Annotated in this window: 22 protein-coding genes; 14 read left to right on the plus strand and 8 right to left on the minus strand. The window is 49.7% G+C overall.

Translation table 11 applies throughout. From position 1 onward, the window contains the following. Positions 1–3 precede the first annotated feature (3 nt). Positions 4–1338, plus strand: coding sequence for an APC family permease (locus tag HP398_RS17935; RefSeq protein WP_017252457.1), 1335 nt, complete (start codon positions 4–6; stop codon positions 1336–1338). Positions 1339–1408: 70 nt separating this feature from the next. Here the strand turns inward: HP398_RS17935 and HP398_RS17940 are convergent, their stop codons facing one another. Next, the gene (locus HP398_RS17940; RefSeq protein WP_017252456.1) at positions 1409–1837 is read right to left on the minus strand and encodes a GNAT family N-acetyltransferase; all 429 of its coding nucleotides are present in this window, start codon (positions 1835–1837) and stop codon (positions 1409–1411) included. A 479-nt stretch (positions 1838–2316) separates the two neighbouring features. Between HP398_RS17940 and HP398_RS17945 the strand changes: the two genes are divergently transcribed. Genes HP398_RS17945 through HP398_RS17965 form a run of 5 tightly spaced genes read left to right on the plus strand, consistent with a single transcriptional unit; the run spans position 2317 to position 6228 of the window. Continuing rightward, positions 2317–2922 (plus strand): QueT transporter family protein, encoded by a 606-nt coding sequence (locus HP398_RS17945; protein ID WP_017252454.1) that lies wholly within the window; start codon positions 2317–2319, stop codon positions 2920–2922. Further along, positions 2919–3761 (plus strand): energy-coupling factor ABC transporter ATP-binding protein, encoded by an 843-nt coding sequence (locus HP398_RS17950; protein WP_173623290.1) that lies wholly within the window; start codon positions 2919–2921, stop codon positions 3759–3761. Before HP398_RS17945 ends, HP398_RS17950 begins: the two co-directional genes overlap by 4 nt. Further along, positions 3758–4573 carry an energy-coupling factor ABC transporter ATP-binding protein gene (locus tag HP398_RS17955; RefSeq protein WP_173623291.1) on the plus strand — a complete coding sequence of 272 codons (816 nt, stop codon included), beginning with the start codon at positions 3758–3760 and terminating at the stop codon, positions 4571–4573. Before HP398_RS17950 ends, HP398_RS17955 begins: the two co-directional genes overlap by 4 nt. 1 nt (position 4574) lies before the next feature. Further along, positions 4575–5363, plus strand: a complete 789-nt coding sequence (locus tag HP398_RS17960; protein ID WP_173623292.1) for an energy-coupling factor transporter transmembrane component T — start codon at positions 4575–4577, stop codon at positions 5361–5363. Positions 5364–5379: 16 nt separating this feature from the next. Beyond that, on the plus strand, positions 5380–6228 hold the full coding sequence (locus HP398_RS17965; RefSeq protein ID WP_173623293.1) for an alpha/beta fold hydrolase: 849 nt from the start codon (positions 5380–5382) through the stop codon (positions 6226–6228). Between the two features lie 39 nt (positions 6229–6267). Here the strand turns inward: HP398_RS17965 and HP398_RS17970 are convergent, their stop codons facing one another. Beyond that, positions 6268–6963, minus strand: coding sequence for a hypothetical protein (locus tag HP398_RS17970; RefSeq protein WP_017252449.1), 696 nt, complete (start codon positions 6961–6963; stop codon positions 6268–6270). 156 nt (positions 6964–7119) lie between these two features. Between HP398_RS17970 and HP398_RS17975 the strand changes: the two genes are divergently transcribed. The 4 genes from HP398_RS17975 to HP398_RS17990 all read left to right on the plus strand — a co-directional run bounded on the left by HP398_RS17975 (position 7120) and on the right by HP398_RS17990 (position 12508). Beyond that, a complete protein-coding gene (locus HP398_RS17975) occupies positions 7120–7863 on the plus strand; it encodes a gluconate 2-dehydrogenase subunit 3 family protein (RefSeq protein ID WP_026043398.1) in 744 nt (247 codons plus the stop codon). A gap of 14 nt (positions 7864–7877) precedes the next feature. Continuing rightward, positions 7878–9599 carry a GMC family oxidoreductase gene (locus HP398_RS17980; RefSeq protein WP_017252447.1) on the plus strand — a complete coding sequence of 574 codons (1722 nt, stop codon included), beginning with the start codon at positions 7878–7880 and terminating at the stop codon, positions 9597–9599. Positions 9600–9818: 219 nt separating this feature from the next. Beyond that, positions 9819–11027 (plus strand): trans-sulfuration enzyme family protein, encoded by a 1209-nt coding sequence (locus tag HP398_RS17985; RefSeq protein WP_173623294.1) that lies wholly within the window; start codon positions 9819–9821, stop codon positions 11025–11027. A gap of 26 nt (positions 11028–11053) precedes the next feature. Continuing rightward, complete coding sequence (locus HP398_RS17990) at positions 11054–12508, plus strand: sigma-54 interaction domain-containing protein (RefSeq protein ID WP_017252445.1); 1455 nt, start codon at positions 11054–11056, stop codon at positions 12506–12508. 66 nt (positions 12509–12574) lie between these two features. Here HP398_RS17990 and HP398_RS17995 read toward each other — a convergent pair whose 3' ends face one another. The 3 genes from HP398_RS17995 to HP398_RS18005 all read right to left on the minus strand — a co-directional run bounded on the left by HP398_RS17995 (position 12575) and on the right by HP398_RS18005 (position 14587). Beyond that, positions 12575–12898: an antibiotic biosynthesis monooxygenase family protein gene (locus tag HP398_RS17995; RefSeq protein WP_017252444.1), complete on the minus strand. Its 324-nt coding sequence runs from the start codon at positions 12896–12898 to the stop codon at positions 12575–12577. A 76-nt stretch (positions 12899–12974) separates the two neighbouring features. After that, positions 12975–13868 (minus strand): arylamine N-acetyltransferase, encoded by an 894-nt coding sequence (locus HP398_RS18000; RefSeq protein ID WP_173623295.1) that lies wholly within the window; start codon positions 13866–13868, stop codon positions 12975–12977. 203 nt (positions 13869–14071) lie between these two features. Further along, positions 14072–14587 (minus strand): stalk domain-containing protein, encoded by a 516-nt coding sequence (locus HP398_RS18005; protein ID WP_017252442.1) that lies wholly within the window; start codon positions 14585–14587, stop codon positions 14072–14074. A 223-nt stretch (positions 14588–14810) separates the two neighbouring features. Between HP398_RS18005 and HP398_RS18010 the strand changes: the two genes are divergently transcribed. Then, positions 14811–15500, plus strand: coding sequence for a uracil-DNA glycosylase (locus tag HP398_RS18010; protein WP_069851122.1), 690 nt, complete (start codon positions 14811–14813; stop codon positions 15498–15500). A 78-nt stretch (positions 15501–15578) separates the two neighbouring features. Here HP398_RS18010 and HP398_RS18015 read toward each other — a convergent pair whose 3' ends face one another. Both HP398_RS18015 and HP398_RS18020 read right to left on the minus strand, forming a co-directional pair. Then, positions 15579–16220 carry a thiamine diphosphokinase gene (locus HP398_RS18015; RefSeq protein WP_017252440.1) on the minus strand — a complete coding sequence of 214 codons (642 nt, stop codon included), beginning with the start codon at positions 16218–16220 and terminating at the stop codon, positions 15579–15581. Between the two features lie 33 nt (positions 16221–16253). Continuing rightward, the gene (locus HP398_RS18020) at positions 16254–16664 is read right to left on the minus strand and encodes a 2Fe-2S iron-sulfur cluster binding domain-containing protein (RefSeq protein WP_173623296.1); all 411 of its coding nucleotides are present in this window, start codon (positions 16662–16664) and stop codon (positions 16254–16256) included. A gap of 143 nt (positions 16665–16807) precedes the next feature. Here HP398_RS18020 and HP398_RS18025 point away from each other — a divergent pair, with 143 nt between their 5' ends. Continuing rightward, entirely contained in the window at positions 16808–17716 is a 909-nt protein-coding gene (locus HP398_RS18025) for a GNAT family N-acetyltransferase (RefSeq protein ID WP_106834751.1), read from the plus strand. Between the two features lie 18 nt (positions 17717–17734). Here the strand turns inward: HP398_RS18025 and HP398_RS18030 are convergent, their stop codons facing one another. Further along, positions 17735–18541 carry an Fpg/Nei family DNA glycosylase gene (locus tag HP398_RS18030; RefSeq protein ID WP_017252437.1) on the minus strand — a complete coding sequence of 269 codons (807 nt, stop codon included), beginning with the start codon at positions 18539–18541 and terminating at the stop codon, positions 17735–17737. 205 nt (positions 18542–18746) lie between these two features. Here HP398_RS18030 and HP398_RS18035 point away from each other — a divergent pair, with 205 nt between their 5' ends. Further along, positions 18747–19904, plus strand: a complete 1158-nt coding sequence (locus HP398_RS18035) for a THUMP domain-containing class I SAM-dependent RNA methyltransferase (protein ID WP_173623297.1) — start codon at positions 18747–18749, stop codon at positions 19902–19904. Between the two features lie 326 nt (positions 19905–20230). After that, positions 20231–22714, plus strand: coding sequence for a DUF4855 domain-containing protein (locus HP398_RS18040; RefSeq protein ID WP_371736763.1), 2484 nt, complete (start codon positions 20231–20233; stop codon positions 22712–22714). The last annotated feature ends 9 nt before the right edge of the window (positions 22715–22723 follow it).

Here is a 22723-nt window from a genome sequence, read left to right on the forward strand (position 1 = left end):
GTAGTGAACGGGAGAGCAGAACTAACACGTAGTTTGAAGTTGCGACATATTGTCGTAATTGGACTGGGCTACATGGCCCCGATGGCCGTTTTTGACACCTTTGGCATTGTATCTGGAGAAACGGGGGGACACGTTCCTGCTGCTTATGCAGTCACACTTCTTGCGATCCTGTTTACGGCGGCAAGCTACGGAAAGATGGTACGGCTATTCCCTTCAGCAGGGACCGCGTACACGTATACGCAACAAACGATTCATCCCTATGCAGGATTTTTGGTAGGCTGGGCATCTTTGCTAGATTATTTATTTTTACCGATGATTAACGCCTTGTTGACGGGAGTATACTTATCATCCGTGTTTCCTGACGTGTCGACAGCATGGTGGATTATTGGTTTCATTGTATTGGTGACGGGGTTAAACGTATTTCGCGTAACGGTAACCGCATCCGTTAACTCGATTCTAGTGCTGTTTCAAGTCGTGGTCGTCGTATTATTTGCGGGATTGGCAATCCGTGGTCTTATGCAAGGTGACGGGCTTGGCCACGTATTCAACCTGCGTCCATTTTTGTCACCGGATATGTCTGTCATTGCACTGCTTTCCGGTGCGTCGATTCTTTGCTTTTCCTTCCTTGGCTTTGATGCAGTAACCACGCTCACGGAGGAAACCGTCGATGCGAAAAAGACGATTCCTCGCGGGATTATGCTCGTAGCACTCGCAGGAGGAGCGTTATTTATTACGGCCTCTTATTTCATGCAATCATTATTTCCTGATGTTTCGGTATTGTCTGATCCAGAAGCGGCCTCTGCGGAGATTGCTCTGTTTATCGGTGGGACGATCTTTCAATTGGTGTTTTTGGCGGCAGCGTTGTCTTCGACACTGGCATCCGGACTGGTATCAGTCACGAGCGTGACACGCTTGTTGTACGCAATGGGACGAGATGGATTTTTGCCGCGACGCTGGTTCGGTTATGTACATCCGAAGCTGAGAACGCCTTTGCTTAACGTCTTACTGGTCGGAGCGTTGATGCTGTTCGCTTTGTACATGGATTTGTTAACAGCAACTTCCTTTATTAACTTCGGCGCACTGATCGCCTTTAGCTTTGTGAACATCAGCGTAATGGCGTACTATTTCCGTAAACAAAAGAACAAGCATAGCAAGGATTGGTGGGGCTTCGTGTTGTCTCCATCCATCGGGACAACGTTCATCGCCTTTCTGTGGGTCAACCTCGAAACAACGTCCATGATGCTGGGCTTGCTATGGAGCTTTGTAGGCTTGATCTATTTGTTGTACCTGGTGAAGGTCAAAAAAACCAATTTGGAAATGGTGAAGTTTGAGGAGTAACATGTGGAAGACAAAGAGCCCTACATCTATTATTGGATGTAGGGCTACTTTTTTGCGGAAGATTAGACTGCTAATCAATTCTCTTCTGTAGGTAAAATCTTTGATGGGAAAGAGGGCAATCCTCGAGTACACCATGTATCTCGTACCCGTGTTTTACATAAAAGTCCTTTGCTTGAAAATCAAAAGTATCTAAATGAATCAAATGAATGCCATACTCCCTAGCTGTGTTTTCAATTTCAAGAAGAAGCTTGCTTCCCAATCCGGTCTTTCTCAAATCATCTCTGACCCATAAAGCATCAATGTACAAACATCTCCAAGAATAGTACACACAGTTTATTCCCGCAATGATAGTGCCATCTTCATCACGAACGTGTTTATTGATTTTTGAAAAAGGAACGGTCAGTTCAAAAGGAACATTCGATTCATTGTATTCAACGATTCTTTGCTCAATAAATTCAGCCTCATCTTTCGTGCTTTCTCTGACTACATATTGTCCCATGATAACTCCTTTATTTAGTTATCTTGAATATTTGATTAGTTTGACTACTAGTATATCACGAGGGTGTATGGAAGACACCGCCGCACGTGGCTCTCTCTTTTTTATTCATTTCGATTCTCCCTAAGAAAGCAGGGGGAAAGCAAACAGCTCGCAGAGGAAACAGGAGAAATAAGCGAAGATCTTAGGGACACCGACCGAGACGGAATGCAAAAAGCGAAACACGCCCTTAAGCGTCCACCTCTGAAACACATCCTGAACCGGCCACTTTGGACGCGGTTTCGCTTTTTGCATGGAGGCGGGCAGTCAATCCCCCAGCTGGTGGCCCTAGAAGCTGAGCGTTTTCTCCTGTTTCCTCCCCACCCTACCGCTAGAACCAATGGTTTTACCCACCCTCTTCTAGACGATCCAGAAAAGAGAGAGTAAACTGGCTACAGGAATATTCCAAACATTAACACTTGACACAAGGAGGAGTTATTCTGATGCTCTCGAATCTGTTCCGGCGGAAGTGGACGACGGTAGATTACGTCCTGATTGTCGTCACTGCCGCGCTCTACGCTGTTGCCATTATTATGCTTGCCAATATCAAGCTCATTCCTTCCGTACCGATCCGTCCGGCCAATGCCCTTCAGCCCGTTTTTGGCATGTTATTCGGCTTGCCGGGATGCATTGGTCTTGCCTTTGGAAATATGGTCAGTGATTTGTTAACCGGAAGCGCACCGCCTCATGCGATCGCGGTCGGTTTCTTTTCTAATTTTATGGGTGGCTTTATCGGGCTACTTGCTGTGAGTCATCCTGCCCTGAAAACAAAACGAAGCGTTTTTCAATACATCGTGTTTGTAGTCATCATCAGCTCGGCAGTAGTAGCATGCGGGATTCTCGTTAATTTTGCACTGGGATTGACTCCGAAAGAGGTAGTTGCTGTTTTCATCCCGACGGTGTTCTTGAACCAAGCCATATCAACGGCAGTTCTGGGACCGATCCTCTTAAAGCTGTTGTACCCATTCGTGAAGCGCTCTGGACTATACCGGGGTCGCCCCTTGCAGGATTTTAACTATCTCGGGAATGAAAGCAGGATCGCAAGGTGAAAACAGAACCATTGCTGCGAGTAAACGGAGTCTATTGGCATTATGAAGAGGGAGCACAGCCTGCGCTAGCGGACATTCATCTGGCGCTTTATCCAGGGGAAGTAGTCGGCGTAGTCGGGCCTGCTGCCGCAGGGAAAACGACGTTGCTACTGACGATGTCGGGTCTGATTCCAGCTAACTACGGTGGACATTTCGTGGGGAGTGTCGAGTCCAATGGCGAGCAAGGCATCGTCTTTCAGGACCCGGAGTCGCAGTTCATCGGGCTGACCGTCGAAGAGGAGCTTGCCTTTTCGCTTGAGAATGCCGGGTGGTCGGACGAGCGAATCGAAAAAAGAATGGCAGAGGTACTCGATCTGATCGGATTGAACGGCTTTGCTAATCGTTCGCCTCTTGAGCTATCGGGGGGAGAAAAGCAGCGGGTGGCAATTGCATCCGCTCTTTCCCACAGCCCACAGGTACTCATTTTGGATGAGCCTACTTCTGAGCTGGACCCGGTGGGAGCGCGGGAGGTCTTCTCGCTTCTTTCACGTTTGAAGCGGGAAAAAGAAATGACGATTGTGGTATCGTCCCATGCGACAGAAGAGCTCGCAGCCTTTTGCGACCGAATGATTCTGATTGCCGAGGGGAAAATCGTTCTGGACCAGCCAACTCGCCAATTTTTTGACCAAGTGGACGTGTTGGACGAGCATGGCATATTGGTCCCGGATGTCATCCGACTCTATCACATGCTATGCCAGCAAGGCGTCTTGTCGGCGTCCACTGCTGGTGTGCCTCTGACTGTTGAGGAGCTGGCACTCTACTACAAAGAAGCACGGCTCGTTCGGGAGGGAAGCCTGTGAGTGTCGTTATTGAACTTAATGATGTCTGGTATGGCTATGAAAAGGAAAAGCCGGTGCTGCATGGCGTTTCGCTCCAACTGAAACAGGGAGAATTCGTCGCCATCATCGGGGGAAATGGTTCCGGTAAAACGACATTGGCCAAGCATTGTAATGGTCTATACAAGCCAACACAGGGTACCGTCAAAGTGAATGGTCTCGATACCAAGACGATGAGCGTTGCCCAACTATCGAGAATCGTGGCCTATTGCTATCAAAATCCTGATCATCAAATCTTTCATTCGACCATAAAGGCAGAGGTAGCATTTGGGCCCAAAAACATGGGCTGGCCGCCTGAAAAAATAGAGCAAGCTGTCGCGGAGGCGTTGGCAGCAGTAGGGTTATCCGACAAGGGTGACGAAGAACCCTATTTTTCGAGCAAAGGCACGCGGCAAAAGATTGCGGTGGCTTCGATCTTGGCAATGAAGCCGCAAGTCATCGTGCTGGACGAACCTACGACCGGTCTCGATTACCGAGGCATGCAAGAAATGATGGAGCTGGTGCGGCATTTACACGCGGAAGGTCATACGATCATCGTCATCACGCACGATATGCGTCTGGTAGCGGAGTACGCCCAGCGAGTGATCGTTATGCATAAAGGAAAGCTGCTATGCGACGGGGACCCAGTGCACGTATTTTCGCAACCACAAGTATTAGCTGCTGCCCAAGTAGAAGCGCCTGCCATTTATCGTTTTGGGAAGGCTGCGGGGATCGACGACCCGATTCCCCTCACGCTGACAGCGATGAAAAAACAGTTGCTGGGAGAGGGGATCTAAGATGAAGAATGCCCATCCGAGCTACACGCTGCTTGTATTCGTGCTGCTGGGCTTGCTCCCTTTTTTATTCCAGGACCCGCGTGTGCTAATTGTTCTGTTGGCGATAAACATCGTACTGATTGCCAAGCTGGGCTGGGAGCGCTCTATGATTAAGGCGTACATATTGGTTGGTGGAATCGGTTCGTGCTTTGCAGTGATTACGTGGCTACCGTTTACCAATGTAGGCACTTCGTACTGGAGCAGCACCATTCCGTTGATCCATTATCCCGTGCAAATCACGGATGTCGGTGTCTTATGGGCATTGGGAATGGGACTTCGACTGGCAAATGTCGCGTTATTGTCCATGTATTATGTGTTTTCGACTTCGCCCAGAGAGATAGCGATGGGACTTCGCGGAATTGGCGTTCCGTTTTCGATCAGTTATTTGCTCTCGCTCATTTTTCGCTTTATCCCCCTCGTCAAAAATGATTTGGCGATCATTCGGGAAGCGCAGATGGTACGAGGGATGTCGACGAGCGAAGGAAATGTTCCGGAACGCATCAGGAAGTACAGCTACTTGCTCGTACCGCTCATCTTCAACTCACTCAAGCGTGTACAATTGATTGCCAATGCATTGGATGCGAAAGGCTTTCGCATGCGTAACAGTCAGCATCGGTTTTACCGTAGCAAACGCTGGAAAAAAGCAGAAGTACTCACACTAGTGGCCGGTGTATGTATCGTCTCGGCACTGTTTTACATCGCCAGGCTGCATCCAGATCATATTGGCGTGCTGATTCCGGGGCGTATTTAGTGAGGAGGTAGGCAAAATGGACGAAGCATTGTTTTCGCAGGTCAATCGTTTGCAGGTAGAAGAGGGCACGCTGGAGTACGGCGTAACAGGAAAGTCAGATGCACCTGCCTTGCTGCTTTTGCATGGCATTCGCAACACTAAGCTGCTATTTGCGCCCATCCTGCCACGATTGGCAGAGCGATATCGGGTGATTGCGGTAGATATCCGTGGTCACGGGAATTCTGTGAGCCATGGTTCCTTTTCGTTTGAGCGGATTGTAACGGATTTGATTCAACTTTTGGATGCAGAACAGCTTGAACAAGTGACGATTGTCGCAGCGTCCTTTTCTGCTGTGCCTGCCCAGATGCTTGCGATTCGCGAGCCTAAGCGTGTAGCGTCGCTCGTATTGCTGGATGGAGGGTATTATTCCTTGGGAGAAGTGCCTGGATTCAATAGGGAGAAGGTTGTCGAGCGGCTGGCAACCACGCGTTTTTCTTCTGTAGAGGAAGCGGAAAGGCAGTTCGCAGAGCGGTATGGTACGAGAGTGATGCCAGAGGGCTGGATGCGAGACGAGCTTTTGAAAAGGGAAGACGACAGCTACGGATACCGTTTGCCGAGGGAAGCTTTCTCCGCTTATTTCAAAGAGTACAGCGTCCATAGCCAACCGGAATTGTTCCAACAGCTGACATGCCCCGTGCTATTACTGCTGGCTGACGACAGCTTATTGTCAAAAGAAGAGCAGCAGTTTCATCATCAGGCAGTCGCCCATTATCAGGGGATTGTGAAGCAGGCCAAGGTGAAAAGGATACAGGAAGCTCAACATTTGCTGATGGTAACGCATCCGCAAGAGACCGTGAACGAAATCCAAGATTTTTTATCGAAATAAGGAAGGGACAAGCGAGGATGCTTGTCCCTTTTTCTTTGTTTACCGCTTTGCTTCGCGTATGAGCACGCTCAGCTGTTCGGCCATGGTTTGATTATTTTTGTGCTCCTTCATTTGCTTTTTCACTGTTTCTAGCGCTTGGATGCCTTTTTTCGAGTTCACGACCTTCACGGGTGTATCCGTTCCATAGATACGCTCGATTTGGGTGCGTGCTTGTGCGAATGTGTTCTGATGATCACTCGTACCCAATGTACCTGCGGTTCCGCTCCCTGATTTTGTATGGGCAGCATCATGCCCTCGACTGGAGCTTCCCGAGTAATTGCTGATGAGATGGGACTGCATCGGGTCCATTTGATTGATCGATTGTGTATTGGCAGTAGAAGGGGCCAAGTAGATGGCATCGTTCACAATCAATGCCTGAACGCCGTGAACGCCTGCTGCCTTCAGTTGGGCTTCCAGCTTTGTAGAAGGACCGCCCGTGTGCAAGTGTGAGCTGCCCATGGAGCTGTAGAGAGCATTGCCCATTCCGCTATACGTATGGCCGTGCGCGTTTGTCGTGAATTTCTTATCACGATCCACGCTTGGAATAACAGTTGCGCCTTTTGGAGTTTGCGCAATGGACTGTGTACGTGCTGGTGGATGCGGCTTCGTAGGCGGAGCAGCCTGATTCATACAAGCTGTCATTAGAAGTACAGCCCCTAACCCTGCGGTTCCTACCCATGTATGGAAGTGCTTCATCACGATCCCTCCAAGTCTTCCTGCCTAGATAAACTTATCCTTTGTTCGCTGCATGAAGTTATGAGTGGAGTATGTTGGAAAAAATTCCGGTGATCACGAGTATCTTGTGGAAAAAATGCACAAACCAAAGGAAGGAAATCACTGGAGGTGGTAGATTTGGCAGATTCAAACAACGTGAAGGAGCAGCCAGTATCCCGAAGGAACTTCTTGAAAAACTCCGGCCTGGTGCTCGGAAGCTTGGTCGTGGGTGGCGTGGCAGGGAGCTTGCTCCGCAAACCAGAACCTCCGGCGCAGCCAGCAGCACCGCCCCCTGCTGCCGATTACAATCAGGCACTCATGTTTTTTACGCCTGAGCAATTTAAGGTGGCGGATGCCGCTTGTGAGCGCATTTATCCTGAGGATGAGCTAGGTCCGGGCGCGAAGGCACTCGGTGCCGCTTATTTCATTGACCACCAGCTAGCGGGTGATTGGGGCTTTAATGCTCGTGAATACATGCAAGCGCCCTTTTTTCCAGGTGAGATCACACAGGGCTATCAAGGCAGGTTGAAACGTAGGGAAATATTCGATATCGGCCTTCAAGAGATGAACAACTACAGTAACAGTACCCATGGAAAACGGTTTTATGAACTCCCGGCGGAGCAGCAGGACGCGGTTTTAAAGGCTTTTGAAACCGATGAAGTAAAATTGACGACCATTTCGGCGAGCACTTTTTTCAATATGCTGCGGGCCAGTACGATCGAAGGCGTTTATGCAGACCCTCTGTACGGAGGTAATAAAAATATGGACGGCTGGAAAATGAAGAATTTCCCAGGTAATCAGATGGCGTATACACAGCTGATCGATAAGCCTGAGTTTGTGAAGATGGCTCCCTTAAGTTTGCGGGATCATCAACAACATTAAGGGGGACTGTACATATGGCCAAAAAGCTGCCCAAGGTTGACGTCGTAATCGTGGGGGTGGGCTGGGGAGGAGGCATTATTGCTTCCGAGCTAACCAAGCAAGGTTTGACAGTAGTGGGACTAGAGCGAGGCAAGGAGCGGAAAACCGAAGACTACTTCATGGTACACGATGAATTGCGTTACGCTCTTCGTTACGAGATGATGCAAGATTTGTCCAAGGAAACGATTACGTTCCGCAGTAAAATGAACGTTCGCGCGCTTCCCATGCGGTCATACGGTTCCTTTTTGATCGGGACAGGACTCGGGGGAGCTGGTATCCACTGGAACGGACAGACCTTCCGTTTCCTGCCGTATGATTTCGAAATTCGCTCCAAGACGATTGAACGGTATGGGGCAAAGAAAATTCCTGAGGGAATGACGATCCAGGATTGGGGCATTACCTACGATCAATTGGAGCCGTACTTCGATAAGTTTGAAAAGATGGCGGGAATCGCAGGCGAGGAGAATCCGTTGGGGGGAAAACGCTCCAGTCCTTATCCGATACCTCCGATGCGTACGACACCGAGTATGAAAATGTTTGCAGATGCGGCGAAGAAGAAAAGCCTGCATCCATACATCCTACCATCTGCAAATCTCTCGCAAGCGTATACCAATCCAGACGGGGTGGCTCGGGCAGCTTGTCAGTACTGCGGCTTCTGTGAAAGGTTTGGTTGCGAGTACGGAGCAAAAGCCGATCCAGTGGTGACGGTGATCCCGGTAGCGAAAAAGACAGGGAAGTTTGAAATTCGCACGCATTCCCATGTCCGCAGAATTTTACATACAGGGAACAAGGCGACAGGCGTCTTGTATACGGATGTCACGACAGGGGAGGAATTCGAACAGCCCGCCGATATTGTGGTGATGACGAGTTATGTATTCAACAACGCGCGAATCTTGCTCATGTCCAAGCTGGGGAAACCGTATGATCCAGCAACGGGAAAAGGCGTAATCGGAAAAAATTATGCCTACCAGGTCATGAGAGGAGGCGCAGTCGGCTTCTTCGACGACAAGGAGTTTAACAATTATGCAGGCGCAGGCTCGTTAGGAATGTGTTTGGATGACTACAACGGTGATAACTTCGATCACTCCGATTTGAAATTTATCCATGGGGCGAATATCGCTGTCACACAAACTGGATTTCGACCAATCGGCACGAACAAGGTGCCGCCGGGAACGCCTAGCTGGGGCAAGGATTTCAAGGCTGCATCGATCAAATACACGAATCGGTTCATATCCGTAGGCGCCCAAGGAGCTTCCATGCCATTTCGACAGCACTTCCTTGATCTGGACCCGACGTACAAGGACGCATTTGGTGATCCGTTGATGCGCATTACGTATGATTTCGTCGATCAGGACAGGGAGTTGGCGGCTTTTTGTGCGGATAAGTGCGCAGAAATTGTGAAAGAAATGGGTGCGAACGAGAAGCTCGAAATCAACCGCAAGCTCGGACCCTACGATATCACACCATACCAATCGACGCACAATACAGGTGGCGTCATCATGGGAGCCTCTCCAGAAACCTCAGCCGTTAACAACTACTTGCAGATGTGGGATGCGGAAAACGTATTTGTCGTCGGGGCTTCTGCCTTTGCGCACAATAGCGGCTACAATCCGACAGGAACGATGGGTGCTCTCTCCTATCGAGCGGCAGAAGGCATTTTGAAATACAGGAAAAGCGCGGGCGGCATGCTCGTATAAGCTGTTTTTCTAGTAATGCAAAACGTAATTGCAACTATGCGAAAAGTCGTTGGGGCAACTAACGGCTTTTTCTCGTGAATTCGAAAAAAATCATTTGCATGATTGCGAATGTCTGCGAGCGCAGAAAAGGAAGAACGCTGGAATGATGCGGTTTCTCACCTTGGCACGCTCCTTGCTATACCCTTTGGTAACAGTACAAGCAAAAGGGAGAGACGAGAAATGACGACAAACAAGTGGAAGATGGACACCTCCATTATTCATACAGCACAAACGCCTTGCCAAAAAACAGGAGCAGTCGTATCCGCGGTGGTACCTGCCGTGGCCTACGCGTTTCCAGATGCAGACTCCGCAGCGGCGTGCGTGGCTGGGGAGCGGGAAGGAACATACTACGGAAGATATGGCAACCCTACCATCACCACTTTGGAACAAAAAATCGCCGCATTGGAAAATGGCGAAGCTGCCTTGGGCGTAAGCAGTGGGATGGCAGCCATTTCGGGAGCTTTGCTCGCCTTTTTGAAGCAGGGTGATCATGTCGTGTGTACCCGAGATGTGTACGGGGGTAGCTACAAGTTTCTTACGACCATGGCCCCGCGTTATGGCATTGCGACGGACTTCGTCGATTGCACCAATTTGCAGGCAGTCGAGAGCGCTTTTTTGCCAAACACAAAAGTCCTGTACCTCGAAACACCCTCGAACCCGTGCCTGACTGTTTTAGATATCTCGGCGTTGTCACGTTTGGCGCACGCGCATGGCATTGTGGTCATCGTCGACAATACCTTCTTAACGCCATACTTGCAGCGACCGCTTGAGCTAGGGGCGGATGTCGTCGTGCATAGCGCCACCAAATATTTGAACGGACATGGGGATGTCATCGCGGGCTTCATCGTCGGGAAGCAGGAGCAAATCCAATTCATGCGAAAAAACGTCATGGGAGACTTGGGACAAAATTTGAATGCTTGGGATGCTTTCTTGATCTTGCGTGGGCTGAAAACACTCGGCTTGCGTGTCAGACAGCATGGGCAAAACGCGCAGGCAGTGGCGGAGTTTTTGGCGCAGCACCCTACAATCTCGCACGTCTACTACCCTGGTCTGCCTTCCCATCCACAGCATGAGCTGGCTAAACGGCAAATGGCCGGAATGGGCGGGATCGTTTCCTTTGAAGTAAAGGGCGGCTACGAGGCAGCCAAATCTTTCATTAACGCTCTGCACTTGGCTATGATATCGTTTAGTTTAGGAGATCCCGAGACACTGGTACAGCATCCTGCCTCGATGACGCATTCCTCGATTCCTGCCTCTGAGCGAATCAAGTTCAACATTACGGACGGTCTGATTCGTTTATCGACTGGCTTGGAGGATGTGGAGGATATCATCGCGGATTTGGAGCAGGCGCTAGCTAGTCTGCCAATGGCGGCAGTGTCTAGGGGATAAAGGAACGTGAAACTGGAGGATTGGGCATGACAGAGTTTTCCCGGATCGAGGAATTCATTCAATCGTACGCCGACAATATTTCCAAGGTACTGGGACTCGATGTCACCATCCTGGATGAACAAGGGATACGTGTGAGCGGGACCGGCTACTATCAGGAGTTGATTGGATTGCCTGCGCCGGAGGGATCGTTTTTTCGAATGATCCTGCAAACCGGACAGCCGGGAATGATCTTTGACATGAAAAAGAACGAATCGGAGTGTGGCAATTGCAAGTTTTTGCAGCAATGTCGGGAGCTGGCGACGATTGGATTTCCGGTGCACAAACGGGAGAAGACGGTAGGGGTCATCGGAATTATTGGCTTTTCCCCTGAACAAAAAGAAAAAATGCTGCACCACTCGGAAAAATGGATGCCGTTTTTGCAGCATACGAGTTCCTTGATTGAGCACAAGCTGCTAGAGCTGGATGCGCAACGGGAGAAGAGCTGTAACATTCAAGAGGAAATGCCGCAGGCCTCGGTTCATCCGGTGTATTTCGCCCAGCTGATTGGGGCAGAAACAGGCTTGCGCGATGTGATTGCCAAAGCGAAAAAAGTGACGCACAGTATTTCCACTGTTTTGATCCGGGGAGAGAGCGGAACGGGCAAGGAGCTGTTAGCAAAAGCCATTCACTGCGAGAGTGCGCGCAGCAGACAGCCATTTATCGCAGTCAATTGCGCGGCGATTCCTGAGACCTTGTTAGAAAGCGAGTTGTTCGGGTACGAAGGTGGCGCATTCACAGGCTCGAGACGCGAAGGGAAGCCGGGAAAATTTGAATTGGCCCACAAGGGAACGATTTTTCTGGATGAAGTAGGCGATATTCCGTTGTCCCTCCAGCCCAAGCTGCTGCGCGTCCTTCAGGAGAAAACAGTAGATCGGGTAGGCGGCGTGAAGACGCTAGGCGTGGATGTACGTGTTATTGCTGCTACACACAGAGATTTGGAGAGCATGGTCAGGGAAGGAACGTTTCGCGAGGATTTATATTATCGACTCAACGTCATCCCCCTGCGGTTAAAGCCGTTGCGTGAACGCACGGAGGATATTGCGCTTTACTTGCAGCATTTTCTGTATCGATACGGGACGTTGCTGCAAAAAGGTAGACTGGAGCTCGAAGCCCAGCTCGTCCAACGACTACAGGCATACGAGTGGCCGGGGAATATTCGTCAGCTGGAAAATGCCGTCGAGTATATGGTCAACATGGCGGAGGGGCAAGTAATCGGCAACGAGGAGCTTCCTGAGTATTTGCTGTTCGAGGATGAACCGACGACAGTAGGCAGCGATTTGGGATTGGAAAAGCTGGTGGCAGAATATGAACGCTCCATTCTCCACCGATATTTGAATGCAGGCAAGTTTGGACAGGACAAAGCCGCGATTGCCAATGAGCTGCAAATCAGCTTGTCGACCTTGTACCGGAAGATGGAGAAATACGGTTTGGAAAAAGGATAAAGGAAAATAAAAAACCAGCCTGGATTGATCGGAGTTTTTCCGAGGTCTGGGCTGGTTTGTTTGTATTTACGAAGGCTGCGGTTCTTTTTTCGCTTTCAACTCGTAATGGCCGGTATTGCCGCTAATGTACCACTCAGGGGTCTTTTCTTCGCGCGCTTCGCGGTGACCTGCCAGATGAACATCACTCAGCTCCCACTGCTTCCACGCTTCTTTTGATTCCCAGCGGATTATGACGACCACTTCTTCTTCACCTTTTCGTGGCTTCTGTACTAGCACGCTCAAATCTACAAAACCAGGAGCCTTCTCAACAGCACCAGGCTCGCTAAAGCCTTGTACGATTTTGTCAGAATGACCTTCCTGGACGACGTATGTTTTTATCTCCATCATCATGAAGTGCGACACTCCTTATATACCATTTCCCTACTTTTCCATATTATTGAGAAATATTATCATTGTCAACCAGATATTAGCAAATGGTAGGACGATCGAGAGCTTCGTTTTCAAGTGGGACTTCTTTTTTCTTGGGGGCAGAGAAAATATCAATACCACGTTCGAGCAAGATTTCTACCGCCTCGCGAACAGGGAGAAGTGGCAATTGCATTTCATCGGCTACGGCGGCTTCTATATCAGAGATCGTGTGGAGTGGTGTTATCTGGTCTGTGCCATCTGAATAACCGATGTGGAGAGTGTTGTTTTTGAGGACCACGAAGCGATCTTGCTCTAGCTGAAAACGATGAATGTGAAGTCGATTCAAAAATAAGGCGTCTGGTAAAAAAGAGGAGCGGATGACCTCCGACAAGTCGGACAGTTCTTTTCGTTCATTCGGATGAAAATCCCACGGAGGAATTGCCACTTTTCCGTTTTCATACCGCGTAAAGCGATAGTGTTCAGGATGATCGGGACTTTTGGTCAATTCCATCGAAACAGTGCCAAAAGGCCTGGAATGGTTCCCGTCTTCCAGAAAATGAATCGGCTCAAAGATAGGAGCGGTAGCCCCCGTATCCACATAGACGGGTGTTTCTCCTGTGTTCGGACCATCGATCAGGATGGCAGTATGTCCACCGCCTGGCAAGATGAGGTGACCGAAGAAGCCAAGGGAGCGAAGTAACGCGAGAAAGCTGTGATTGGTGGTATAGCATGTGCCGCCAAAATGATGGTGGATCGCATTGTGCACATATTCCTCAGGGGCCGGTGCCACATGTTTTCCGTCACGGAAGAAGAGCAGCTTGCTTACATTTTCATAAGGGAAGGTCTGCAGATGCGCGCGACAGAGCTCACTGAGATAAGAGAGGTTAGGGGACTTGTGATCTAGCTGTAAACGTTGAAGGTATAAACTCGCCCAGTTCGGTAAGGTAGACATAAACAAGTTCACTCCTTATATATAATAAATAGTAAATAAAAATGTCTGTTAAGTTTCGGTAGGGAGATCGTATCACATGGGACAAGTGGTAATCAATCTAAATTTTTCCAGTAAATAAAAAAGGCACCGGAAGGATATCCTCCGGTGCTAGCGGGTCCCTAGTCCGCTGTCTTTTTCGTACGAATAAATAAGTGCAGAAGAAATTATAATAACGACTTAATTTCCCCGGTATTCGGGTTCACTACGAACCAGCCATACGTACTGGTGTAGCTGTCGCCAGATTGGAAGTTGTTCACGACCGTTTGGTACACTTGGATGACATAGTGACCTTTTTCGTCGTCATGAGCGTACTCGACTACATGTGTCGGCGAGAGTTTGCCAGCGAATTTCTTTTTCACCAGCTCGATCGCTTCCATTTTGGAGTACATTTTTGCTGTTGGAATTTTACCGATGAAAATCGATTTGGTTCTCGCATCGTAAATGACCGGTTTGTTCAGGTTCTCTGCTACGAAGCGGATTGGTACATAGACGGAGTTTTTGTACATGATGCCTTGTACGTCGCTGTTTGGTGATTTCGGCATCCCGTCAAAGTAGTAGGTGAACGGTGTTTTCATTCCTTCTTCCGCGTCTGGAAAAGCGGGTGCTGCAATGGCAATTCCGGAAAAGAGCACCGAACCTACAACAATGCCCCCCAAAAATGACTTTATGTCCCATTTCATGATGTGAAACCCTCTCCCTTTCTCTTTTCTCTAAATCTTCCCAGCAATCATTATGTCAAAGATCATAGGAGAAAAGCTATCAAACGAGGGTACTAGGAAACAAAGACTAGGAAACATGGGAAAGATAGGACCAAGTCAGAATGGTCCTAGTTCTCGAATCAGTGGTTCAGTGATGGGGAGGTTTGTGGTAAGGTAGAAAAAAACAGCGGACAAGGTGAGGAACATGACTACCATATTGCAAAATGACTGGGCCCCCGTATTGGCCGATGAATTCGAAAAGCCCTATTATGTAAAGCTTCGTCAGACGTTGAAGGAAGAGTATCAGACACAGACAATTTACCCAGATATGTTTCATATATTCACAGCGCTGCACCTGACTGACTATCAGAATGCAAAGGTTGTGATTTTGGGGCAGGACCCGTATCACGGACCGGGACAAGCACATGGATTGAGCTTTTCGGTCAAGCCGGGAATCAAGCCGCCTCCGTCTCTGGTCAACATTTACAAAGAGTTGAAAAGCGATGTCGGTTTTGAAATTCCCCAGCATGGTTACCTGAACCATTGGGCGAAGCAAGGCGTCATGATGCTGAACACCGTTCTGACGGTTCGTCGCGGCACTCCGAATTCGCACAAGGACATTGGGTGGGAGACGTTTACGGATCGAATTATTCATTTGTTGAACGACCGGGAGACTCCCCTTGTTTTCATCCTGTGGGGAAAGCATGCGCAGGAGAAGGCGGCATTCATTGATCGAAACAAGCATTTCGTCATCGCCTCCCCGCATCCGAGCCCATTTTCGGCGAATCGCGGCTTTTTTGGCAGTCGTCCTTTTTCGCGGACCAATGAGTTTTTGCGTTCGCGCGAGCTTCAAGAGATTGATTGGCAGTTGCCGATGCAGGTAGAGGAAGAGTAGCCTGCATTTGTGCAGGGAAAAGGAAAAGGATCTCCATTGTTTTGCATCATGCAGGGAGATCCTTTCTTTTTCTAACGATTAGTCTTTGCTTTTGACAACGAGCAGCTTGCCCGTTTGAATCGTGATCGTTCCAGTCTGTTCCGTTAGCAGATTGCTGATGCCAAGCGTGTCGCCAATCCGCAGGGTCGCGTCCTTCAACGGATAGAGGAATCCAGTTAAGGTGATCCCTGTGACTTCCGGTGTAAAAGGCAGCAGAGAGATATGATCAAAATGATTCTGCTCGATCGTACTATGGCGGTCAATCAGACGGATTTCATTGGTTTCATCGAGGATGAGGCAGTTGGTGCCCGTCTGCAACGCTTTGTTCAGCAAGTGTACGTTTGCCAGCATATGGTCAAAACGAGAGCCGAGCACACCAAGCAGCACAATCTCCTCGGGCTGTTGCTCGATTGCCCAAGTAAGCGCCATCTCTGTATCAGTCAAATCTTTCATGACGGGATCGCAGGAGGAGACGTGCATACTGTGGCGTTCAATTTCTGCCATTTCCTCGGTGCTGACAGAATCAAAGTCACCAATCGACAATCTTGGCACAAGACCGTTGCGAATGAGGAACAAGGCACCTCTGTCAACGCCGACGAGCCAATCATTTTCGCGAATCTCTTGGATCGCCCAGTTGCCCAGATTGCCCCCAGCGAATAGTAGGATGCGTGTAGGATTCATGCTACGGCCACCTTTTTCTATTAGAAATACCCTCTATGTAGGAATCGAAGAGCGAAATGTGCTCTGACAAGCGAGGCGATAGCCTGTAGCGAGTTTTTCTCCCAGCTTTGCTTTTTCCTGTCCGGTTGGGGTGTCAAGTAATGATGCACCAGCTACGATCTGTACACTGCACTTGCCGCAATGCCCTTGTTGGCATTTGTAAGCGATGGGGTGATCTTGCGTGAGGGCAGCTTGTAATAGTGTCTGAGAGGGAGTGTACCGGACTGGCATCGTTTGTGAGCGTTGCTTCACCTGTACGAGCTTCTGCTCTGATTGGGGGTGAGCCAGACTCATTTCTGTTTTTTTCAATGATGTATGCGTCTGCACGGGAACGGGGGCTGGACTCGACATCTGTACGTCAGATCGTCCAGGAATGAGCGAACCGACCGTAAGCTGTTTGCGCATAGGAACCTCCCGAGTAAGTGATTATTTAATTTTACCATGTCAGGCGTGTGGGTGACAAAGCTGGAGAAAGGTGTTCCGAGATGATTGAATTTTTTGATTTTATCGATTAAAATTATTTTATCAAATATCAGGAAGGTGATACCATGATTACCATCAAACGGATGAGCGACTGTACCTTTGCAGAAGTGACCAAAGCGTGGAACAGAGGATTTGAAGGCTATTTTATCGAGTTTACGATGACAGAAGAAATGCTTGTCCAACGACTGGGGGGCGAGGGATATGTGCTGTCCCTGTCTGTGGTTGCTTTTGACGGCACAGAGCCGATTGGCGTAGTGGCCAGCGGGATGAGAACCATTGCAGGGCGAAAAGTCGCGTGGAATGGTGGAACGGGTGTCGCCACGGAATATCGTCGACAAGGAGTAGGGAAGCAACTGATTGAGGCGACATTGGATTTGTACCGGGAAGCTGGGGTGGAAGTAGCTACCTTGGAGGCATTGAGCCAAAATACCAAAGCGATTGCCTTGTATGAGCAAAAAGGCTATGACGTTGTGGATCGTCTGTTGTTTTTGCAGCAGAGTGGGCCGCTGGCAGAGAATGCCTTTCAGACAAATGTACAGGCTGATTATCGGGTTCGGCGCATTTTGGCTCCGGAAGTCGCCATGCTGCCGTTTTACGTGACCGATGTCCCATGGCAAAATTACTGGCTGAACTTGCGAGATGCGCAGGCCGTGCTTATAGAAGACAGAGAGGGTCAGGCGGTCGGCTATGCGATGTACAAGTGCTCGATAAACGAAGAAGGCAAAGTGAGTGGGATCGTGCTGCGTCAATGTGTTGCACAGCCAGAGCATCCTGATGCCCAAGACATTTTGAAAACCGCACTCGCGCACGTGTATGGGCCGCTTGCACACGATTGCCGCCGTTCTACGTTTAATTTGCGCGCGGCTGATACCTTGCTTGTCGAAATCCTGCAAGCGGCGGGATTCAGTCCTTCCGAGACGGAACAGGTGTTTATGATCAAGCAGATGGAAGCCGCAAAGACTCCTGTCGTCTAGGGAGTGAATACGCTCCTGTCAATGCTGGCAGTTCGTGCAGGCGAATACTTTGCGGGAGGAGAGCTCGCTCTTTTCGATAGGCTGTCCACAGCGCGGGCAAGGCTCTCCGCCTCGATCGTACACCTGACAGCGCTCATCGAAGCCACCTGTCAGGGAATCACCGGAAAAGAGCGGTTGCATGTAACCGCCGAATCGAATGGCTTCTGTAAGCACGGTTTGCATGGAATGATACAGTCGTTTTTGTTCCTCGAAAGAAAGCGTTGGGATCGTCCGGGTAGGCAGGATGGCGGCATGAAAGCAGATTTCGTCCGCATAGCAGTTGCCGATGCCCGCCAGCCAATGCTGATTGACTAATGCTGTTTTGAGGACGCTGCGCTTGTCAGCGAGTAGCTCCGTAAATCGGGGAAAGGTAAACAGCGGGTCCAATGGCTCCGGACCGAGTGGAGCCAGTCTCTCGTCGATCTGAACGTTGGTGAGCAAGTGTAGGTAGCCTAAGCGGAGGCCGTGAAAATATAAAATGCGCTCGTCAAAGGCAAGAGTCACTTGGGCGGTTCTCTTCAGTTTGTCTTCCGCAGAGCCCAGGTATAGAAAGCCGCCGAGCATCAGATGAAGCAGCAGGACATGTCCACTTTCCAGATGGAAGAGAAGATGCTTGCCACGTCGGTCGACAAGTGTCAGGCGATTGCCTTGCAAAAGACGAGCAAATTCCGCAGGTGGTAGATTAATCGTTTTTTCCCGCTGAACATGTGTGGCAGTAATTGTTCCGCCACCGATTTTTTCCTGTAGCAGTCGGCGATAGGTCTCCATCTCAGGTAATTCTGGCACCCTGACTCCCTCCCGTACGTAAAGTTTTTCGTAGGATGTCCCATATGGATGATCCACATGCCGTACCCCGTCACTGTTTTTCGGTGATGGGTCTTTTGAATTTAGACAAGTTTACCAACGCTATTCGTAAATGGGGTAATATAATATGTAAGGTAGTAGGACAGGGCATTTGCCCGAAGGATATCGGACGGACAGGAGATTACATATGCAAAAAGTAGAATTGATCGCTACGGCGACTTTTGGTTTGGAATCAGTAGTAGCAGAAGAGGTAAAGGCACTCGGATACGGTCCGGTACAGGTGGAAAACGGCAAGGTAACGTTCACTGCAGATATTTCTGCGATTCCCCGCACAAATTTGTGGTTACGAACTGCTGACCGCGTGCGTCTTAAGATAGGGGAGTTCAAAGCGACTACGTTTGACGAGCTGTTTGAACAGACAAAAGCTCTGCCGTGGGCCGATTGGATCACAGAGGATGGGACGTTTCCAGTGGAAGGGAAATCGGTCAAATCTACCTTGTTCAGTGTGCCGGATTGCCAAGCGATCGTGAAAAAAGCAGTGGTAGAAAGTCTGAAAAAGACCTACAAGCGCGAGTGGTTCGATGAGCAAGGGCCGCTGTACAAGATCGAGGTGGCACTTCTCAAGGATGTGGCGACGCTGACGATTGATACGTCAGGACCGGGCCTGCACAAGCGCGGCTACCGGGAATTGATCGGACAAGCGCCACTGAAGGAAACCATGGCTGCGGCGATGATTATGCTGTCTCGCTGGAAGCCTGATCGGGTATTCATGGACCCATTCTGTGGTTCGGGTACACTTCCGATTGAGGCGGCGCTGATCGGACAAAACATCGCTCCGGGGATGAACCGGGAATTCGTTTCCGAGGCGTGGCCTATCATTCCGAAAACAGCTTGGCGTGAAGCGCGCGCAGAGACCCATGATTTGGCTCGTTATGATCAAAAGCTGGAGATTATCGGGACAGATATGGATGACGAGATCTTGAAAATTGCCCGCCACAACGCCACTGAGGCCGGTGTAGATGACCTGATTCATTTTCAGCGCATGGATGTGAGGGATGTGCGGACCAAGCGCAAGTACGGCTACTTAATTTGCAACCCACCTTATGGGGAGCGCTTGGGAGAATGGAAGCAGGTTGCCAAGATGTATGGCGAAATGGGGGAAACCTTTGCTGCCATGGATACGTGGTCTTTCTATGTTATTACGTCCGATGAACAGTTTGAGGAGCATTTTGGTCGTACAGCAAGCAAAAAGCGCAAGCTCTACAACGGAAATATCAAGGTAGATTACTATCAGTTTTTCGGACCTAGACCGCCGCGCGGGCCAATGGTTACCCCGACCGAGTAGACATAAGAGTATTGTTCAAAGATGACTTTTTGAACTACCTCTAAAGAAGGGGCATAATTGGAGGAGAAAATGCAATGAGCAAGAAAAGATTCGGGAGCAGAATGCTGGCTGCGCTATTGGCAGCGACGACATTACTGGTCCAAAGCACGCCGTTGACTCATGCTGCGACAGAGCCAGAGAAACCGGCGGTGGAGAGCGAGAAACCAGCAGAACAGACCAAGAAGCTGGAAGATCAGTTCAAAAAACAAGAAGAAGCGCAAACGGAGTTTACGGATTTGGGCAACAGCTACGCCAGTAAAGCCGTAACCAGACTTGCATCCCTTCATATGATCAGTGGTCAGGGAGAAAACCGCTTCAACCCGCAAAACACGATTTCTAGACAGGATATTGCGGTGCTTTTGACAAAAGTAATCGGTCTTCAACCAACAGAAATCGACGATGCCGCTTTTGAAGATGTACCACTGGAAAGTCCTTATGCACCATACGTATATGGACTCTCTGAGTTGGGTGTGATGAACGGTAGAAGTGAGCACACGATGGGTGCTCTAGACCCGCTTACACGACAAGAGCTGGCTGTCATGCTGTCTCGCTTGATGAAAGAAGGCGCTGTAACCAAAGTGGCAGGTCAGACTCCTGTTGCATACAGCGATGAAGAAGAATTCGCCGATTACGCCAAAACGGCCGTGGAAGAAGTGACGAATCAGCGCTGGATGCAAGGTGCAGGCGGCAAGTTTAATCCGACAGGTACTGTCACGCGTGCAGAGGCTGCTGTGATCGCTGAGCGCGTCTTGGATGCACGCTACCAGCAAGCAGAACAGGTGAAATACAAGGTAGATGTAGAGCGGCTGAGTTTGGCTGCTGGCACGAGCCAACGCTTGAAGGTAAGCAGCATCGGCGGAGATGATCTGCCTTTTACACCTATTTTCGCTTTTGATCGTCCCGAGCTGGGAGCCGTTTCGGCTGACGGAACCTTTGTTGCTGGTCCTACAGCAGGAAAAGGAAATCTCACGGTGACAGTCGGCTACAAAACGACGACGATTCCCGTTGAGATCAAGGACGCTGGTAAGCCAGCTGTCGAAAAGGTAGAGGACACGCCAAAGACTGAACCGGTGACTTCCTCCAATGACTCGGCAACGAAAGTCGATAAAAGCAAGACGGTAGTAGAGGGAGAAAAGCCAGACGCAGACACCGGAGCAACAGAAACGGATGCAACGAAGCCTGCTGATCCAGAAGAAGAGGCGAAAGAGCCAGCAGAGAAGGACGAACTGGTCAATATCGCACCAGGCAGTTATACATCGGTTACTACTTTTGGAGCGCCAGATTCGTATTTCCAAGAGCTGGAGAAGCAATATCCGGGTCCAGTAGGCGGACTTGTTACACCTACAGAAGACTGGACGGGATACCACCGTCAGTTTGGGCGCAAGGTGACCGTTGAGCTCGACGAGGCGAAGCCATTGGAGAGAGTTGCGCTGACGTTTAAGCAACAGAAGACCTCGGGCATCACGATGCCAGAATACATGGAAGTCGAGGTATCTCGCGACGGAAAAGTGTGGTCGTATGCGGGAAGAGCCGTTCACGATGTTTCCGCCAAAGAGGACAAGCTGGTTACACGCACATTGAGCGTGACCTTGCCGGACGTCAACACCCGTTATGTCCGGGTATCTTTCCCGGTGAAAGTATTTACGTTCGCTCGCCAGCTGGAGATATGGGCAAAAACGGATAGCGAGTGGAACAATGGCGCTGTCTTGTTGCCGCCACCAAACCCGGCAAAGCTGGAAGATGCCAAACAAGCAGGACGTCGTGTGGAAAATATGCTGCTCGCTTATACCGGAGAGCATGGCGAACTCGGGACATGGACCAAAGAGGATTTCCTCCCGATGGTTGGTTACCGCACCGTAGATGGTTATATGCGTGACCAGATGTTTGACACGATTTTGTTCCTGCCGTATCAGACTATTCCTGCTACGAAGGAAAGCTGGACAACGTATATGAATGATTTGTTCGGCTCGAATAAGCAGCTGGATGCTCTTAACCAAGCTATGCGGGAATACAATCGCCTGCGCGGAACGCTGTATTCAACACCGACGCAGGAAAATGTTGTGTTGGCTCTGCCATATCCGAATGCCAGTCAGACCAATTTTGGCCAGCTGGATGAAAAGAAACCATCCCTTTCCTTCAGCCCTGCGGGAATTGGGGAAGAGCAAGCGTATCAGAACCGCAAAGCTGCACTGGAATGGTACTTCCAGGAGCTCATGAAGCGCTGGAACAAGGAAGGATACGCGTATCTGAAGCTGGAAGGAATCTATTGGTTCCATGAGCTGGTGGAGGATGGTGCACCGAAAGAACGCCAGCTGATTCGTGACATGGGTAGCATGGTGCATGACGAGGCGTTGCGATATTATTGGATTCCGTATTTCGGTGCACCGGGAGTGTCCGAGTGGAAATCTCTTTATTTCGATAAGGCATTCCTGCAGCCAAGCTATTATAGCGACAAGCCGGTAGGAATTGACCGTATTCAAGGGGTACTGGACGTTGTCAACAAGTACGACATGGACATCGAGATCGAAGGCGACTGGAAGATGTACAATGATCCGAAGTTCTATCAGACCTACTACAATCAGTTAGTGGCCACCCACAAGCTGGGGATGGATAAAAACAACGTACACGCTTACTACTTCGGCTCCAAGACATTGCTAGAGTCTGTCAAGAGCACGGACCCTGTCAAGCGCGCCATCTATGAAGATACGTACAAATGGATGCGCGGTCGTTTTGACAGAACGGAATTTTTCGAGGGCAGCGAGATGCCGTAGTGAATGGAA

Source organism: Brevibacillus sp. HB1.4B, assembly GCF_013284285.1.
GTDB lineage: Bacteria > Bacillota > Bacilli > Brevibacillales > Brevibacillaceae > Brevibacillus > Brevibacillus porteri.

Coding starts and splice junctions, on each gene's coding strand:
- HP398_RS18020 (WP_173623296.1), bottom strand. CDS start 16,664: ATGCGCAAACAGCTTACGGTCGGTTCGCTCATTCCTGGACGATCTGAC.
- HP398_RS17980 (WP_017252447.1), top strand. CDS start 7,878: ATGGCCAAAAAGCTGCCCAAGGTTGACGTCGTAATCGTGGGGGTGGGC.
- HP398_RS18035 (WP_173623297.1), top strand. CDS start 18,747: ATGCAAAAAGTAGAATTGATCGCTACGGCGACTTTTGGTTTGGAATCA.
- HP398_RS17990 (WP_017252445.1), top strand. CDS start 11,054: ATGACAGAGTTTTCCCGGATCGAGGAATTCATTCAATCGTACGCCGAC.
- HP398_RS18025 (WP_106834751.1), top strand. CDS start 16,808: ATGATTACCATCAAACGGATGAGCGACTGTACCTTTGCAGAAGTGACC.
- HP398_RS18040 (WP_371736763.1), top strand. CDS start 20,231: ATGATCAGTGGTCAGGGAGAAAACCGCTTCAACCCGCAAAACACGATT.
- HP398_RS17945 (WP_017252454.1), top strand. CDS start 2,317: ATGCTCTCGAATCTGTTCCGGCGGAAGTGGACGACGGTAGATTACGTC.
- HP398_RS17960 (WP_173623292.1), top strand. CDS start 4,575: ATGAAGAATGCCCATCCGAGCTACACGCTGCTTGTATTCGTGCTGCTG.
- HP398_RS18005 (WP_017252442.1), bottom strand. CDS start 14,587: ATGAAATGGGACATAAAGTCATTTTTGGGGGGCATTGTTGTAGGTTCG.
- HP398_RS17970 (WP_017252449.1), bottom strand. CDS start 6,963: ATGAAGCACTTCCATACATGGGTAGGAACCGCAGGGTTAGGGGCTGTA.
- HP398_RS18015 (WP_017252440.1), bottom strand. CDS start 16,220: ATGAATCCTACACGCATCCTACTATTCGCTGGGGGCAATCTGGGCAAC.
- HP398_RS18010 (WP_069851122.1), top strand. CDS start 14,811: ATGACTACCATATTGCAAAATGACTGGGCCCCCGTATTGGCCGATGAA.
- HP398_RS18000 (WP_173623295.1), bottom strand. CDS start 13,868: ATGTCTACCTTACCGAACTGGGCGAGTTTATACCTTCAACGTTTACAG.
- HP398_RS17965 (WP_173623293.1), top strand. CDS start 5,380: ATGGACGAAGCATTGTTTTCGCAGGTCAATCGTTTGCAGGTAGAAGAG.
- HP398_RS17985 (WP_173623294.1), top strand. CDS start 9,819: ATGACGACAAACAAGTGGAAGATGGACACCTCCATTATTCATACAGCA.
- HP398_RS17995 (WP_017252444.1), bottom strand. CDS start 12,898: ATGATGATGGAGATAAAAACATACGTCGTCCAGGAAGGTCATTCTGAC.
- HP398_RS17940 (WP_017252456.1), bottom strand. CDS start 1,837: ATGGGACAATATGTAGTCAGAGAAAGCACGAAAGATGAGGCTGAATTT.